A 14,641-nucleotide genomic window follows, 5' to 3' on the forward strand; every position below is an offset into this window, starting at 1 on the left:
AATATTTTGAAATAATTCTTCACGAAAACGATGTATTGTTTAAAAAAATAATTTTGAAGATATTTTTAACAAACTTCGAATTTAAATTTTAACATTTTTTGGTTCGGTTTATGCAATATTGGTGGACAATGTACGTTTCCTAATAAATACGTTATTAGGCTGAAAATAGGTGTTTAATGCCTTAGATTTCAGATAAATGTCTTAAAAATTGTGCAAACGTGTTATTTTTTGTATGTTGGCAAAAATTTTAGATAAAATTAACAAAAGAAACCCCAGAATGACGAAGCGATTAATGACTGTAGCGGTAGTTTTAATGTTTTCAACTGCCTTTTCGGGATCAACTACCATCACAGAAATTCCTATTAAAAAAGATCAAAAATTATTAGCAGAATTAGACAATTTTGAAGTAAAAAGGACCGAGCTTACTTTTGAAGATAAGGTTGGTATGCTGTACGATACTTTTAATGAGAACAGTGAAAGTATGCCCAAGCTTGGAACTTTTGAGAATGCCATGAGAGGTTATTATAAGTTAGAAGATGAAGGTAAAGTAAAGAATAAGTTGCTTACCATTATCGATTTTGACCTTTCTTCTAAAAAGAAAAGATTTTGGGTTTTAGATATGGAAAATCAGGAAGTAGTATTTAATACATATACTTCTCACGGTAAAAATTCTGGATGGGAATTTGCTAAAACCTTCTCTAATGCAGTAAATAGCCATAAAAGTAGTTTAGGTTTTTATGTAACCGGTGAGACTTATTATGGTAAAAACGGATTATCTCTTTTTATCGATGGAATGGAGAAAAACTTTAATAGTAACGCAAGAAAGCGTTATGTGGTGATTCACGGTTCAGATTATGTAAGCGAAAAATTTATAAATAGTAGAGGTCGAGCAGGCCGTAGTTATGGTTGTCCTGCCATACCAAGGCTTATTTCTAAAAAGATTATCAATACGATAAAGGGAAATTCTGTTGTTTATATCAATAAGAGTTCCAAGGACTATCTTTCTAAGAGTACTTTCTTAAATCAGAACTTATAATAAGTTAGAGAGTAGTAGTCGAAAAAACAAAGGCCGAAATTGTACAATTTCGGCCTTTGTTTTTTGTTTATAGGATATTAAGCACGAACGTCTGAGTACTCTGTATACCTTTCAAACATGACTTCGGCAAAAGGGCATAATGGTTCAATTTTAAGATTGTTCTGTCTCGCAAAATGAACTGCTGCGGCTACTAATTTTGTAGCTTTTCCCTGGCCTTCGTACTGGCGTTTTACTTCAGTATGATCGATAACGATCACTCCGTCTGAATTTTTAGTATAGGTAAGTTCGGCAATAACACCTTTTTCGCCTTCTATATAGAACATGCCCATACGATCGTTTTCTCTATGTTTAATTGGGCCTTCCATAGTTTTTTATTTTAAAATAGCGTCAACAATGCCATAATCCAAAGATTCCTGTGCATCCATCCAGTAATCACGATTAAAATCCTTCATGACCTTTTCTACGGTTTGGCCACAATTTTCAGCAAGAATTTTAGCGCTAAGTTCTTTGGTTTTTAAAATTTCTGTGGCCTGAATTTCGATATTAGAAGCCTGACCTCGCGCTCCACCAGATGGTTGGTGAATCATTACCTTAGCATGTGGCTGAATAAAACGTCTTCCTTTTTTTCCTGCGGAAAGAAGTATAGAACCCATAGAAGCGGCAAGGCCGGTACAAATAGTTGAAACCGGCGCATCTATCGCCTGTATCGTGTCGTAAATGGCAAAACCATCGGTTACATATCCACCCGGACTATTAATGTAAAGTTGAATTTCTTCCTTTCCTTCCAAATCAAGATAAATTAAACGATCCATAACATGTTTGGCCGATTTTCCATCTACTGATCCCCACATAAATATTTTACGTTCTTCTAAGAATTTCGCGTCTATTTTATCCTGAATTTTTCCTGGCTTATCTTTCATTATGCTTTCTTTTCAAAAAAATTATTATCCTATAAAAATAGGATTAATTTTGAAGAAAAATAAAATTTGGAGCTTTCATTTAACAGGATTTTAAAGGGGGAAATAGATCTTATCATTCCGCTTGTCCAGCAACTCACCATAACGCCCATCCCGGCTGAGGTTTTAAAAGAACGATTTACTCAGATGTTTTCACAGCACTATACTTGTTATGGTATTTTTGATGATCATAAAATTATAGGGGTTTTTGGTTTATGGGAAATGACCAGGCATTATGCCGGTAAAATGTACGAAGCAGATCATATAGTGATTGCTGAAGAATATCGAGGAAAGGGAGTAGGGAAGCGGTTGTTTGCTTTTATCGATGAACTTGCCAGAAAAAACAATGCTGCTGCGGTTGAATTAAATACGTATGTTGAAAATTTTAAGTCTCATAAATTCTATATGAGCGAAGGGTATGTGATTAGAGGGTATCATTTTCAGAAAAAATATTAAAAAATATTTGGAGAAAAACCCCAATCTAATTTATATTTGCCATCGCTTTAGGCGGGAGTAGCTCAGTTGGTAGAGCGTCAGCCTTCCAAGCTGAATGTCGCCGGTTCGAACCCGGTCTCCCGCTCTTAAAAACCTGTTAGATTTACTAACAGGTTTTTTTATGCTGTAAAATTAATTTACATACAACTTTTTAGAAGGACCCATCATGCTTTTAAAGCATAAAGCCTCGCATTGCGAGGCTTTTTTAATTTTCTGAAATAGGATGTATTACGGTCATTACTTTAGGGAAATTTCCTATTAAAATTCCCGGCAAGGGGTAACCACGTGTTAAGGATATCAGAAGTGAACGCAAAAATATGATGAAAGAAGTAACAGCGATCACCCCAGCCGAAAATTAACCTATTAACTAACAACCAAAATTAAGTGTATAGGCACTAACTAATTAAACAATCTTTATTAAGAAACCAACAACGTGGCTAATGTACTATTAGCGACAACATGCATCGCCGTTGGATATTCTACATTTATAATTTCGATATCAGATTCTTTTAGAAAAGGGATGATGTTGAAAACATTTTTCCTTTTACATCTCATCGTCCTTCCGTCAGATGGTAGGTATGCATGCGTTATTTTTTGACCTTCTATAAAATTGTTGAACGCGTTTTTGGTACCTCCAAAAAAGATGTCGATGGTTAACGAATTTATGATATCTTCATATTTGCTTTCAATAACAGCCATCACTTTATTAAAAGCTTCCGTTTTTAATTCCTCCAGATAGTCTTCTTTTGAATAAAAAAGAAGCTCTGTGATCGATGATGAAAGTGAGGCTCCATATACCAAAACGATATTGGTCTTTTGCTCGCAATCATCTAGCGCACGCTTTAAAAGCGTTAGAGAATTCACAGATAAATCTGTTGGAATTAAAATCTTTCTCATAGCAATTTTGTTTCTAACAAACTTAGATCATGATTATTAGAAGACTATTAATAATAGATTAGAATACCATTAGAATTTAGGAGAGGATAGGGATTTTAATTTCCATAACCGTTCCTTCGGTTTTAGAAGAGTGAGCTATAATGCTGCCATTGTGCATTTTAATTACATTTCGGGTAAGCGGGAGTCCAATTCCGTAGCCATAAAAATTTTCGGTATTGCTGCCCCTAAAAAATGGATCGAAGATATAAGGCAGGTCATTTTCAGGAATACCAATGCCCTTATCTCTTACAACAATAATCACATTTTCTTCTGAAGCTGATAACGCAAAATTTACTTTCCTATTTTTAGAATATTTACAGGCATTCATAACCACATTAGAGATGGCAAGATGTAGTAATTGGGCATTCCCGTTTATAGAAAGCTTATCCGGGTTTTCTGGTAATAAGTCAAAATCCAGATGGATTAAAGCTTCAGGGTATATTTTTTCTACGGTTTCTTTTACATCGATTACCAGTTCGTCTATCCTTAAGCTGGTAAAGGTTTGTGCTTTACCATCATAACCGGTTTGCGCTAAAAATAACAGGGCTTTGGTTTTTTTATCTAATTTGCCGGCTTCTTCCAGAATATTTTTTAGGGATAAAATGTACTCTTCTTTAGAGCGTTCTTTGGCTAATGTAACATCGGCCTCACCGATAATCGAAGTAAGCGGGGTATTTAATTCATGCGATGCATTACTTATAAAGTTCTTCTGGGTTTCAAAAGAAGTCTCCAGCCTGTTAAGCATATTGTTAAAGGTAGCGGTAAGACTGCGGAGCTCTTCGTTATCTTCAGGTTCTTTTAGACGAAAATGGAGGTTTTCAGTACTAATTTTTTTCATATCCCCAATAATTATTTTAAGCGGCATAAGAACCCTTCTGGAAAAAAACCAGGCAATAAAAATGATGATTAAAATCGATATGAATGAGGCAATTAAAAGAAGATTACGTAAATAAACGATATGATGTGTATTGTAATAGTTTTCTGCAGAAACAACTACCAGATAATCTTTCCCGCGATTATGATATTTGATACCGGAATAAAAGGTGTTTTTTTCTTTATAATAAGCACGCTTCAGATTTTTGATATCTTCAAGAAAGGAAACAGGAATGGCCAAATTGGATTTTGAATGAATATCAAAACGTTGTAAATCGATAATCGTTATTTTCTCGTTAGGAAGTTCTTCCAGGAAATCTTGGCGTATTTCTTTAACGGCATTAATATCCTGATCGTCTTCGAGCTCGATTTTTGCCATTGTGATCGCTCTAATTTCTAATCTTTTATAGAAATCTGTATACGAATAATCGCTAATAGAAAAAAAGATGAAACCGCTAAACACAAGAATGTAAGCTAGGAATATAGAAGTAAGAAAAAGAATAATTTTATTCTGTGTCTTCATCGTCTTCTTTTAAAACATATCCCATCCCAATTACGGTGTGGATAAGCCTTGTGTTATTTTCTTTTTCCAGTTTTTTACGAAGATAATTTACATAAACATCTACCACGTTGGTACCAATATCGTAGTTTACTCCCCATACCTTTTCCAACAATTCGGTGCGGGAAATTACTCTGTCCGGTGCTTTTAAAAAGGCGAGTAAAAGCTTGTACTCTGTAGAGGTTAGGGCTATTTTTTTTCCGTTTCTGGTCACCGTTTTGGACGAGTCGTTCATTTTAATATCAGCGAATCTGTAACTGTTATCCGGGGTGGTTGAATTAAAATTTCGGGATCTGCGCAGTAAACTTTTAACTCTGGCAATAAGTTCGATAAACTTAAAAGGTTTAGCAAGGTAATCGTCTGCACCGCTATTAAGTCCCATCGCTATATTTTCTGAACTTCCCAGTGCTGTTAAAAATAAGATGGGCACCTGGCTGTTTTCTTCTCTAACCGCTTTGCAAATTTCCATACCATTCATTTCAGGTAACATGATGTCTAGTATAAGCAGGTCAAAATGATTGGCAGTAGCCATTTGGTAGCCTTCTTTTCCATTTAATACGATACTTACTTCAAATCCCTCTTCGGTAAGTCCTTTGTTGATGAAAGCGCAAACTTTTGCATCATCTTCAACAAGTAATATTTTAGCGTTTTTTGTATCCATAGTCATTCTAGATATGCCTAAAATAAAAAGAAATTTTGCAATTAGTGATGAAATCTGGCAATAAAAAAAGCGGCTATAAAGCCGCTTTCTATAATTCTAAAGGAATGCTTTTAATTAGCCGTTCATGCTAATAAGAAACTCCTCATTATTATTCGTTTGTTTAATTTTTTGCTGAATAAATTCCATCGCTTCTACAGGGTTCATATCGGCAAGGTATTTACGCATAATCCACATACGCTGTATTGTGGTTTCATCTAAAAGAAGATCGTCACGACGCGTACTTGAAGAAATAAGATCGATAGCCGGGAACACTCTTCGGTTAGAAATTCTACGATCTAACTGAAGTTCCATGTTACCTGTTCCTTTAAATTCTTCAAAGATCACCTCGTCCATCTTAGAGCCTGTATCGGTAAGGGCTGTAGCAATGATTGATAGTGAGCCACCCCCTTCAATATTACGAGCGGCACCAAAGAAACGTTTTGGTTTATGTAAAGCATTGGCATCTACACCACCACTTAAAACCTTACCACTGGCAGGTTGTACGGTGTTGTATGCTCTGGCAAGACGGGTAATAGAATCCAGTAAGATAACTACATCATGGCCACACTCTACAAGACGTTTTGCTTTCTCTAATACGATGTTAGCAACCTTAACATGTTCGTGCGCTTCTTTATCGAATGTAGAGGCAACAACTTCGCCCTGTACATTTCGCTGCATATCTGTAACTTCCTCAGGACGCTCGTCGATTAGAAGGATAATTTGATATACTTCAGGATGGTTTGCAGCAATGGCATTGGCAATGTCTTTTAATAACATTGTTTTACCGGTTTTAGGCTGCGAAACGATCATACCACGCTGTCCTTTTCCTATAGGAGAAAATAGATCCATCACTCTGGTAGAGATAGAACTTTCTTTATCTGCGATATTAAATTTTTCTTTTGGGAAAAGTGGTGTAAGGTGCTCAAAAGAAACACGATCTCTTACTACCTGTGGATCAAGTCCGTTAATTTTATTGATCTTAATTAATGGGAAATATTTTTCGCCCTCTTTTGGAGGTCTTATTTGTCCTAATACAGTATCTCCTGTTTTTAAACCAAAAAGTCGAATTTGGGATTGTGATACATAAATATCATCAGGAGAAGTAAGGTAATTATAATCTGAAGATCTTAGGAAACCATAATTGTCCTGCATGATGTCTAATACACCTTCACTTTCGATAATCGCATCAAACTCATAATCTGGCTCACGGTATCTGTTACGATTGTCACGGTTGCCATTATTTTTATGGTTATTATTGTTGTTGTTATCGTTGCGGTTATCCTTTTTATTATTTCTAGAATCTTTACGATTATTATTACTTCTATTGTTGTTTCTAGAAGTATTATCCTCGTTTTTAGGTGATTCTTTCTCTTTTTTAGGAGTTTTATTTTCTGGTTTAGAAGTGTTATCCTGGCTGTTTTTTGCCGGGCTTTCCTCTTTCACTTCTACTTTTGCTTCTGGAGCGGTTTCTTCAGCCTTCTTAGGTCTGCCGGGTTTTTTATCACTACCGATTTTCTTTCTTGGTCTTTTTGGCTTATCCTCGGTTTTTTTCTCTTCGGCCTTTTCTTCTTGTAGAGCTTCTTTCGTCTTTGTAGGGTTAGCAGCCTGGTAGTCTAAAATTTGATATACAAGATCTAGTTTTTTAAGACTTCTAAACTTTGGGACGTTTAGGGATTTAGCAATCTCCTGAAGCTCAGGCAGCTTTTTAGCTTTTAATTCAGAAATTTCAAACATGAATGGTCAAGAATAAATTTGTTTGGATTGATTGTAATAAACTTCTTTTGGAAGAATAGAAAAATATTTTTTTGGAGTCATAAGTAACCTGTAAAGAACCGGTTACGAAACGTGTATGCAATTATACAACTTTATTTAGAAAAATTGCTATTTTTTCTAAAAAGTTTATTTTATTTTTGTCGCCAGATTTTAGATAATATGCTTCAACGTATACAAACAGTTTATTTACTTATTGCGGCAATAGTAAGTCTTGGGCTTATATTTGTTTTCGCTTTGTGGCAAACTGAAGAAGGTAGTGCAGTTTACGCTCAGGATCAATTAACGATATTTATCATGTTTATTGCTTCTGGATTATTATCTTTGATCAGTATTTTTATGTTTAAGAATAGAAAGCTTCAATTTGTATTGGGGCGTATCAATATCATATTAAACTTTTTTTTACTAGGAGTGTTTGTTTATTGGTCACTAAGCTTACCCGGAGAGATGAATATTTCAGAGAAGGGTATTGGGATGTTTCTTCCGATCATTTCTATCGTTTTTCTAGTTCTGGCGAATAAAGCCATTAAAAAGGACGAAGATCTTGTAAAATCTGTAGACCGATTACGATAAGCCTATCATCTTAGTAGTATTAGTGCGTTAAGAAACCCGAAGTGAAGACTTCGGGTTTTTTTATTCTAGGAGGGTTTAATACCCCGTCCCGATAGCAATCGGGACGCCTTAGAATTATAATTTTGTCTCTATGGAATGCTTCGTGGGCTTGCCCCCGAGGTAGTTTACGAAGGAGTTTTAAAGTTAGAAAGTGAAAAAGTTGAAAGCTTTTAAGCTGAATTTTACTGCCAACTGAGACTGCTCACTGCTACTGCCAACTGTGACTGCCAACTGAAATCTATTTCCCCGCCAGTTCTATAACTTCAAGATCTTTAATATCTTCGCCATCAATCACAAATCGTAACATTGTTCGTTGTTTATGCCAGCCGTGTTTTCCGGCAGCACCGGGATTCATGTGAAGCACCCCCAAATCTTTATCCATCATCACTTTTAAAATATGCGAATGTCCACAGATAAATAATTTGGGCGGATTTTGCCGAATCTCTTCCCTTACCGCGGGATTATATTTTTTTGGGTACCCCCCAATATGGGTCATCCAAACATCTACGCCCTCGCACATCCAGCGTTGGTTTAAAGGGAATTCTTTTCTTATTTCAGCATTATCAATATTTCCAAAAACGGCAATTAGTGGTTTTCCGGTGTTTTTTAATTTATCGGTTACCTCTATGGCGCCAATATCACCGGCATGCCAAATTTCATCGGCCTGTTTAGCATAATGGATAATCCGGTCATCAATATAAGAATGGGTGTCGCTTAATAATAGAATCTTTTTCAAAGTAGATTTTTTTCAGGGGTTAAAGCTTTTGCTTAAATACAATTTAGCAGAATAAATGCCTTATCTTTGTACGCTGCAAAATTAGAAAATTCAGTTAAGCTTTGAGGTATTTTATAGATTTAGCCTATTTGGGGACTGTTTATCATGGTTGGCAAATTCAGCCAGACGCCGTGAGTGTACAGCAGGTACTTCAGGAGGCGCTTTCAAAAATCCTTCAGCAAGATATAGAAGTAGTGGGAGCGGGGCGCACTGATGCCGGTGTGCACGCTAAACAGTTGTATGCACATTTTGATGCTGAGGTGAAATTCGATGAAAAAACACTTCAATTTAAACTGAATTCACTTTTACCAAAGGATATTTCGATTCAGCAAATATTCAAGGTTAAACCTAAAGCACATGCACGTTTTGATGCCTCTAGCCGAAGTTATGAGTATCATATTGTAAATTTTAAAGATCCTTTTAAAATTGATCTGGCGTACTATCTTTTAAAGCAGCCCGATATCGAAAAAATGAACCGTGCGGCGGCTATGTTGAAAGATTACACTAATTTTAAGTGCTTTTCGAAAAGCCGAACCGATGTAAAGACGTATAATTGTAGCATTACAGAAGCTTTTTGGGAACAATCTAAGGATGAGCTTATATTTCATATTTCGGCAGATCGTTTTTTAAGAAATATGGTGCGGGCGGTTGTTGGAACGTTGCTGGATATTGGTCTTGGTAAAAATTCGGTTGAATTTTTGAAAGAAATCCTTAAAAGCGAAGACAGAAGTATGGCAGGAACTTCGGTTCCGGCACATGGTTTATATTTAACCAAAATAGAATACCCTAAAACAGCACTTTTTGATGGCCTCTAAAACGGGAAATGCATTTGATTTTGATCTTTTTAAGCGTTTGCTTAAATATACCAATCCCTATAAACTAACTTTTTATTTTGTAGCTATTACGGCTATTTTATTGTCGTTTTTTGCGGTAGCAAGACCTTATTTGTTGCAGGTCACCATCGACGATTCTATCACACCAAAGGATAATGGGAATTTAATTTTCTACGTTTCCTTAATGATAGGTTTTCTTATTCTTGAAGTGACCTCGCAGTTTTTCTTTATCTATTTCGCTAATTTATTAGGTCAGGATGTAGTACGCGATTTACGGGTGAATTTGTTTAAACATATGCTTCAGTTTAAGATGAAGTATTACGACAAATCTGCCGTAGGCCGACTGGTGACCCGTGCGGTAAGTGATATCGAAACGATTTCCAGTATTTTTAGCCAGGGGCTTTTTATGATTATTAGTGACTTGCTTAAAATGCTGGTTGTGCTTGGCTTTATGTTTTATAAAAGCTGGCAGTTAACGCTTTTGGTAATTACCGTTTTGCCGTTTATTATTTATGCGACAAGGGTTTTTCAGAAAAAAATGAAAATTGCTTTTGAAGAGGTGCGTACTCAGGTGGCCGATTTAAACACTTTTGTGCAGGAGCGAATTACCGGAATGAAAATCGTTCAGCTTTTTAACCGGGAAAAATCAGAATACGAAAATTTTAAGAATATCAACGACAGACATCGAAAAGCATGGGTGAAAACCGTTTGGTATAACTCTATTTTCTTTCCTATTGCTGAGATGTCTACTTCGATCACCGTTGGTCTTATCGTATGGTTTGGAGGGTTGCAAGCGGTTAATGATAATCCTAATATTACTCTTGGTGTGATTATCGCTTTTATCGAATTATCGCAGATGTTATTTAGACCTTTACGTCAAATTGCCGATAAATTTAATACCCTGCAAATGGGAATGGTTGCGGCAAATCGTGTGTTCGGGATTTTAGATACCGATTCTAGAATTAGTGATGAAGGTGAAAAAGAACTTCAATCGATTAAAGGAGATATCGAATTTAAAAATGTTCGATTCAGCTATGTGGAAGGCGAAGAAGTGTTACGCGGCGTAAACTTTACGGCTAAAGCTGGTGAAACCATAGCGATTGTTGGAGCAACCGGAGCAGGAAAATCGACCATTATTAATTTACTGAATAGGTTTTATGAAATTGACAGCGGAACGATCTCTGTTGATGGAATCGATATTAAGGATGTGACTTTAAAATCGCTGCGTTCTGAAATCGCGGTTGTGCTCCAAAATGTATTTTTGTTTGCCGATACGATTATGCACAATATAAAATTAGATAATCCTGATATTACAGAAGACGATGTAATCACAGCTGCAAAACAAATAGGGATTCACGATTTTATAAGTTCGCTGCCAAATGGATATCATTATAATGTAAAAGAACGGGGAGTAATGCTAAGTTCTGGGCAGCGCCAGTTGATCTCCTTTTTAAGAGCTTACGTTAGCAATCCTAGTATTTTGGTGTTGGATGAAGCAACATCATCTGTAGATACCTATAGCGAGCAGCTTATTCAGGAAGCCACAGATAAAATTACCAAAGGCCGAACATCTATTGTTATTGCACACCGTTTGGCAACCATCAAGAAAGCGGATAAAATCATGGTGATGGATAGTGGTGAAATTGTAGAGATGGGAACCCATGATGAATTACTGCTGAAAGAAAATGGGCATTATCGTAATTTATATGAAGTTCAGTTTATGGCCGAAGAATCGATTTAAGAAAAATGAATTTTTAAAAGTTTTAGATTTATTTATCGAATCTTTATTATAAGATTAAGCTTTTCTTAAACAGAATGTTGAAATGCTTCACCGCCACCTAAAGCAAAGATGATGACCCCTGTAATTATAGTTAGGAAAAGGAAAACCAGAAAAGTGATTCCTATAAATAGAAGGATGTTTAGCAGAAGTTGTGGTAATGAAAGGTTAAGCAATCCTTTATAGCAGTATGCCGTGTAAAGTGCAAAAAGCAAGTTTAAGAAATTTCCTATAAAATAGTAGTTGCCTCCAAAAATAGCAGCAAATGTTAGCAAAATCGCACTTATTATAGTGTAGTGACTGGAAATATACCCCATCACCACTAAATGTTCTGTGTAATTATATTTTTTGCGATTAAAAAACGAAAGCCTTGCAATAAAAGCATAAACCGGAATCAGCAAAATCGAGACAAGCGAATAATAGTCATAAATCGAATTAAAAATAAGTTCTTGTCCTGTGTATTCATAAAGTCCGGGTATTTCTAAACTTTCAGGGTAAAACTTTCTAAGAAAAAATATTTGAAATCCGGCAAGGGTAAGTCCAATCGTAAAATAACTTATTACATTTAAGTATCTTTTTCGTACTCCGTTTATGTATCCATCAATCACTTCTGTAGGATTGGTAAAGAGTGTTTTGAACGTTTTAAGAAAGGTATTATCGATATTTAAAAAAACGGCACTAAATTCTTCGAAAACCAGCTTTAGGTTTAATCGGGATTCGATTTTTTTTGCTCCACAGGAATAACAATATTCATGTGCTGTAGAAAGTGCTGCATGGCAGTTTTTACAAAAATAATCTTCGGAATGTAGAATTTCGTTTTTCATCGAAAATTAAAAAATCAATTTTAGATCTTTTACAAGCAAGAAAATTTAGACATGAGACAATAGAAATTAGACTTTTAAAAATTCAATTTGTTCAAAATAACTTCGCTTTGTTTTCTGATTTCTAATCTTCTGATTATAATTTTTCTCAAATCTCAAATCTCAAATCTCAAATCTCAAATCTCAAAACCTCAAACCTATCTTAAATCTTCTTTAATACGTTCTCTTAGTTCCTCATTACTTTCAAACATAGTAAATTCTCCATCCCGTATGTAAGAAATTTGTCCGGTCTCTTCACTCACCACCAGTGCCAAAGCATCGGTTTTTTCAGTAATTCCAACGGCAGCACGATGTCTTAATCCAAATCGAAGCGGAATCGATCTATCATTAGAAACCGGTAAAATTACCCGTGTTGCGGTTACTTTATTTTCTTCAATAACCATCGCGCCATCATGTAAAGGGCTATTTTTAAAGAAAATCGATTCGATGATAGGCTGGTTAAGCTCAATATTCATCTCGTCCCCGCTATTTTTTACGAAATCTAATTTTGTACTCCTTTGGATTACGATTAATGCGCCTGTCTTGTTGCGTCCCATAGATTCACAGGCATCTACGATCACATCTATATTAGTAGCACCATCATCAGAATCGTTACGGGTAAATTTTAAATTTCTGAAAAATCGGCCATTATAGGTAATATTTGCCGAGCCGATCATTAACAAAAATTTCCTTATTTCTTGCTGAAAAACAACAATTAAAGCAAACATTCCTACCCCTACAAACTGGTCTAAAACGCTACTTAAAAGCTCCATTTGGAGTAACTGCGTAAGTCGCCAAACCAGATAGATAATCACGATCCCAATAAAAATATTTACGGCTACCGTACCCCTTACCAGTTTATAAACATTATATAGTAGGAGTGCGATAAGAACAATATCGAGAATATCCAGGAAGCGAATACTTAAAATATCCAAATTTGCAAGGTTTTATGTAAAAATAGAAAATAAAAGATTATTTGTTGAAATGCGCTACTAATTTTATAGTCTCCATGGCTTCTTTAACATCATGAACCCTTAAAATAGAAGCTCCTTTGGTAAGTGCCAAAGTATTAAGAACCGTAGTGCCATTAAGCGCTTTAGTTGGCTTGATGTTTAAGGTTTTATGGATCATTGTTTTTCTTGAAATACCAATCAAGACAGGAAGTTTAAAACTAGAGAAAAGATTAGCTTTTTTAAGTAATTCAAAATTTTGATCGATTGTTTTGGCAAAACCAAAGCCGGGATCTAAAATTAGATCGTTAATGCCTAACGCTCTTGCTTCTTTAATTTTTTCTGAAAAATAATAGGTGATATCGCTTACCAGATCTTCATATTCGGTTAGTTGTTTCATGGTTTTTGGGGTGCCGCGCATGTGCATCATAATATACGGAACCTGATATTGGGCAATTACAGGCATCATTTTTTCGTCTAGATTTCCGGCAGAAATATCATTAATCATTGCGACTCCGGCTTCAATAGCTTCTGCCGCAACTTTACTTCTAAAAGTATCCACAGAAATTAAAATTTCGGGAAATTCCGCTACCAAAAGTTCTATGGCAGGTATTACCCGGTTTAATTCTTCGTCCTCGGCCACATCATTGGCATCTGGCCGACTGCTATAGCCGCCGATATCGATAAATGTAGCGCCCTGTTTCAGCATTAATTCGGCTTTTTTGAGAATATCGCTTTCTGTTTGCGTTCTACTGTGTTCAAAAAAAGAATCGGGCGTGATATTTAATATTCCCATCACTTTGGGAGAAGAAAGATCGATAAGCTTGCCTTTGCAATTGATCATCATGCCATTAGAAGTTTTAAAATTTAAGGCAGTTCAAAATAATTTTGACCAGCTGGAATATTTGCCCGAAATTTACGCAAATTACCACGGTTTTATGCAAGATACCTCCAAACAATACGATGCGGTAATCGAAATCTGCCGCAGTTTGTTTAACCAGAAAATGAAAGATTATGGCTGTGCATGGCGAATTTTGAGATTGCCTTCGCTAACCGATCAGATTTTTATCAAAGCGCAGCGAATACGTAAACTTCAGGAAAACGCAGTAAGAAAAGTAGATGAAGATGAAAAATCTGAATTTATAGGCATCATCAATTATTCGATCATGGCACTTATTCAGTTGGAAAAAGGAATTGCAGATCAGCCAGATTTGGGAGCAGATGAAGCAACAAAACTTTATGACGAAAAGATTACGGCTACCAAAGAATTAATGATGAATAAAAATCACGATTATGGCGAAGCCTGGCGTGATATGCGTATAAGTTCGTTAACCGATTTAATTCTTCAGAAGTTATTGCGTGTAAAGCAAATTGAAGATAATAGCGGGAAAACTTTAGTAAGTGAAGGCATCGATGCCAACTATCAGGATATGATTAATTATGCGGTATTTGCCATGATTCATTTTGCTGAAGCTGAAGAAAAATAATATTCAAAAATCACCAATATTA

The 14,641-nt window shown here is 35.6% G+C and carries 16 protein-coding genes and 1 tRNA gene; 7 read left to right on the top strand and 10 right to left on the bottom strand.

Annotated elements, in window-relative coordinates; translation table 11 throughout:
- Positions 1–277: 277 nt before the first annotated feature.
- Complete coding sequence (locus tag L1967_RS07475; RefSeq protein WP_249601108.1) at positions 278–1,036, top strand: murein L,D-transpeptidase catalytic domain family protein; 759 nt, start codon at positions 278–280, stop codon at positions 1,034–1,036.
- A gap of 77 nt (positions 1,037–1,113) precedes the next feature.
- Here L1967_RS07475 and L1967_RS07480 read toward each other — a convergent pair whose 3' ends face one another.
- On the bottom strand, positions 1,114–1,401 hold the full coding sequence (locus L1967_RS07480) for a GNAT family N-acetyltransferase (RefSeq protein WP_249601109.1): 288 nt from the start codon (positions 1,399–1,401) through the stop codon (positions 1,114–1,116).
- 6 nt (positions 1,402–1,407) lie between these two features.
- Positions 1,408–1,956, bottom strand: a complete 549-nt coding sequence (locus L1967_RS07485; protein WP_249601110.1) for a ClpP family protease — start codon at positions 1,954–1,956, stop codon at positions 1,408–1,410.
- A 66-nt stretch (positions 1,957–2,022) separates the two neighbouring features.
- On the opposite strand from L1967_RS07485, the gene L1967_RS07490 reads away from it, so the two are divergent.
- Both L1967_RS07490 and L1967_RS07495 read left to right on the top strand, forming a co-directional pair.
- Positions 2,023–2,448 carry a GNAT family N-acetyltransferase gene (locus L1967_RS07490; protein ID WP_249601111.1) on the top strand — a complete coding sequence of 142 codons (426 nt, stop codon included), beginning with the start codon at positions 2,023–2,025 and terminating at the stop codon, positions 2,446–2,448.
- 51 nt (positions 2,449–2,499) lie between these two features.
- Positions 2,500–2,572 (top strand) — tRNA-Gly (locus tag L1967_RS07495).
- Positions 2,573–2,904: 332 nt separating this feature from the next.
- Here the strand turns inward: L1967_RS07495 and L1967_RS07500 are convergent.
- From L1967_RS07500 to rho, 4 genes are all read right to left on the bottom strand, one after another.
- Entirely contained in the window at positions 2,905–3,384 is a 480-nt protein-coding gene (locus tag L1967_RS07500) for a hypothetical protein (protein WP_249601112.1), read from the bottom strand.
- A 76-nt stretch (positions 3,385–3,460) separates the two neighbouring features.
- The gene (locus L1967_RS07505) at positions 3,461–4,819 is read right to left on the bottom strand and encodes a sensor histidine kinase (RefSeq protein WP_249601113.1); all 1,359 of its coding nucleotides are present in this window, start codon (positions 4,817–4,819) and stop codon (positions 3,461–3,463) included.
- On the bottom strand, positions 4,803–5,516 hold the full coding sequence (locus L1967_RS07510; protein WP_249601114.1) for a response regulator transcription factor: 714 nt from the start codon (positions 5,514–5,516) through the stop codon (positions 4,803–4,805). Before L1967_RS07510 ends, L1967_RS07505 begins: the two co-directional genes overlap by 17 nt.
- A 114-nt stretch (positions 5,517–5,630) precedes the next feature.
- Positions 5,631–7,289, bottom strand: coding sequence for a transcription termination factor Rho (rho, locus tag L1967_RS07515; RefSeq protein ID WP_249601115.1), 1,659 nt, complete (start codon positions 7,287–7,289; stop codon positions 5,631–5,633).
- 198 nt (positions 7,290–7,487) lie between these two features.
- Here rho and L1967_RS07520 point away from each other — a divergent pair, with 198 nt between their 5' ends.
- Entirely contained in the window at positions 7,488–7,898 is a 411-nt protein-coding gene (locus L1967_RS07520; RefSeq protein ID WP_249601116.1) for a DUF4293 domain-containing protein, read from the top strand.
- Between the two features lie 277 nt (positions 7,899–8,175).
- On the opposite strand, the gene L1967_RS07525 is transcribed toward L1967_RS07520, so the two are convergent.
- On the bottom strand, positions 8,176–8,673 hold the full coding sequence (locus L1967_RS07525; RefSeq protein WP_249601117.1) for a metallophosphoesterase family protein: 498 nt from the start codon (positions 8,671–8,673) through the stop codon (positions 8,176–8,178).
- Positions 8,674–8,774: 101 nt separating this feature from the next.
- Here L1967_RS07525 and truA point away from each other — a divergent pair, with 101 nt between their 5' ends.
- Positions 8,775–9,527, top strand: a complete 753-nt coding sequence (truA, locus tag L1967_RS07530; RefSeq protein ID WP_249601118.1) for a tRNA pseudouridine(38-40) synthase TruA — start codon at positions 8,775–8,777, stop codon at positions 9,525–9,527.
- Positions 9,517–11,286: an ABC transporter ATP-binding protein gene (locus L1967_RS07535; RefSeq protein ID WP_249601119.1), complete on the top strand. Its 1,770-nt coding sequence runs from the start codon at positions 9,517–9,519 to the stop codon at positions 11,284–11,286. Before truA ends, L1967_RS07535 begins: the two co-directional genes overlap by 11 nt.
- A 65-nt stretch (positions 11,287–11,351) precedes the next feature.
- On the opposite strand, the gene L1967_RS07540 is transcribed toward L1967_RS07535, so the two are convergent.
- The 3 genes from L1967_RS07540 to folP all read right to left on the bottom strand — a co-directional run bounded on the left by L1967_RS07540 (position 11,352) and on the right by folP (position 13,979).
- The gene (locus L1967_RS07540; protein WP_249601120.1) at positions 11,352–12,146 is read right to left on the bottom strand and encodes a DUF3667 domain-containing protein; all 795 of its coding nucleotides are present in this window, start codon (positions 12,144–12,146) and stop codon (positions 11,352–11,354) included.
- A gap of 194 nt (positions 12,147–12,340) precedes the next feature.
- Positions 12,341–13,117 carry a diadenylate cyclase CdaA gene (gene cdaA / locus L1967_RS07545; protein ID WP_249601121.1) on the bottom strand — a complete coding sequence of 259 codons (777 nt, stop codon included), beginning with the start codon at positions 13,115–13,117 and terminating at the stop codon, positions 12,341–12,343.
- A 37-nt stretch (positions 13,118–13,154) separates the two neighbouring features.
- Positions 13,155–13,979, bottom strand: coding sequence for a dihydropteroate synthase (gene folP, locus L1967_RS07550; protein WP_249601122.1), 825 nt, complete (start codon positions 13,977–13,979; stop codon positions 13,155–13,157).
- 91 nt (positions 13,980–14,070) lie between these two features.
- Between folP and L1967_RS07555 the strand changes: the two genes are divergently transcribed.
- The gene (locus L1967_RS07555; protein ID WP_249601139.1) at positions 14,071–14,619 is read left to right on the top strand and encodes a DUF1599 domain-containing protein; all 549 of its coding nucleotides are present in this window, start codon (positions 14,071–14,073) and stop codon (positions 14,617–14,619) included.
- Positions 14,620–14,641 lie beyond the last annotated feature (22 nt).

The organism is Zunongwangia pacifica (assembly GCF_023499215.1).
In the GTDB taxonomy this organism is placed as follows: Bacteria; Bacteroidota; Bacteroidia; order Flavobacteriales; family Flavobacteriaceae; genus Zunongwangia; species Zunongwangia pacifica.

Coding starts and splice junctions, on each gene's coding strand:
- L1967_RS07480 (WP_249601109.1), bottom strand. CDS start 1,401: ATGGAAGGCCCAATTAAACATAGAGAAAACGATCGTATGGGCATGTTC.
- L1967_RS07485 (WP_249601110.1), bottom strand. CDS start 1,956: ATGAAAGATAAGCCAGGAAAAATTCAGGATAAAATAGACGCGAAATTC.
- L1967_RS07505 (WP_249601113.1), bottom strand. CDS start 4,819: ATGAAGACACAGAATAAAATTATTCTTTTTCTTACTTCTATATTCCTA.
- L1967_RS07535 (WP_249601119.1), top strand. CDS start 9,517: ATGGCCTCTAAAACGGGAAATGCATTTGATTTTGATCTTTTTAAGCGT.
- folP (WP_249601122.1), bottom strand. CDS start 13,979: ATGATGATCAATTGCAAAGGCAAGCTTATCGATCTTTCTTCTCCCAAA.
- L1967_RS07510 (WP_249601114.1), bottom strand. CDS start 5,516: ATGGATACAAAAAACGCTAAAATATTACTTGTTGAAGATGATGCAAAA.
- L1967_RS07555 (WP_249601139.1), top strand. CDS start 14,071: ATGCAAGATACCTCCAAACAATACGATGCGGTAATCGAAATCTGCCGC.
- L1967_RS07500 (WP_249601112.1), bottom strand. CDS start 3,384: ATGAGAAAGATTTTAATTCCAACAGATTTATCTGTGAATTCTCTAACG.
- L1967_RS07540 (WP_249601120.1), bottom strand. CDS start 12,146: ATGAAAAACGAAATTCTACATTCCGAAGATTATTTTTGTAAAAACTGC.
- L1967_RS07520 (WP_249601116.1), top strand. CDS start 7,488: ATGCTTCAACGTATACAAACAGTTTATTTACTTATTGCGGCAATAGTA.
- L1967_RS07475 (WP_249601108.1), top strand. CDS start 278: ATGACGAAGCGATTAATGACTGTAGCGGTAGTTTTAATGTTTTCAACT.
- rho (WP_249601115.1), bottom strand. CDS start 7,289: ATGTTTGAAATTTCTGAATTAAAAGCTAAAAAGCTGCCTGAGCTTCAG.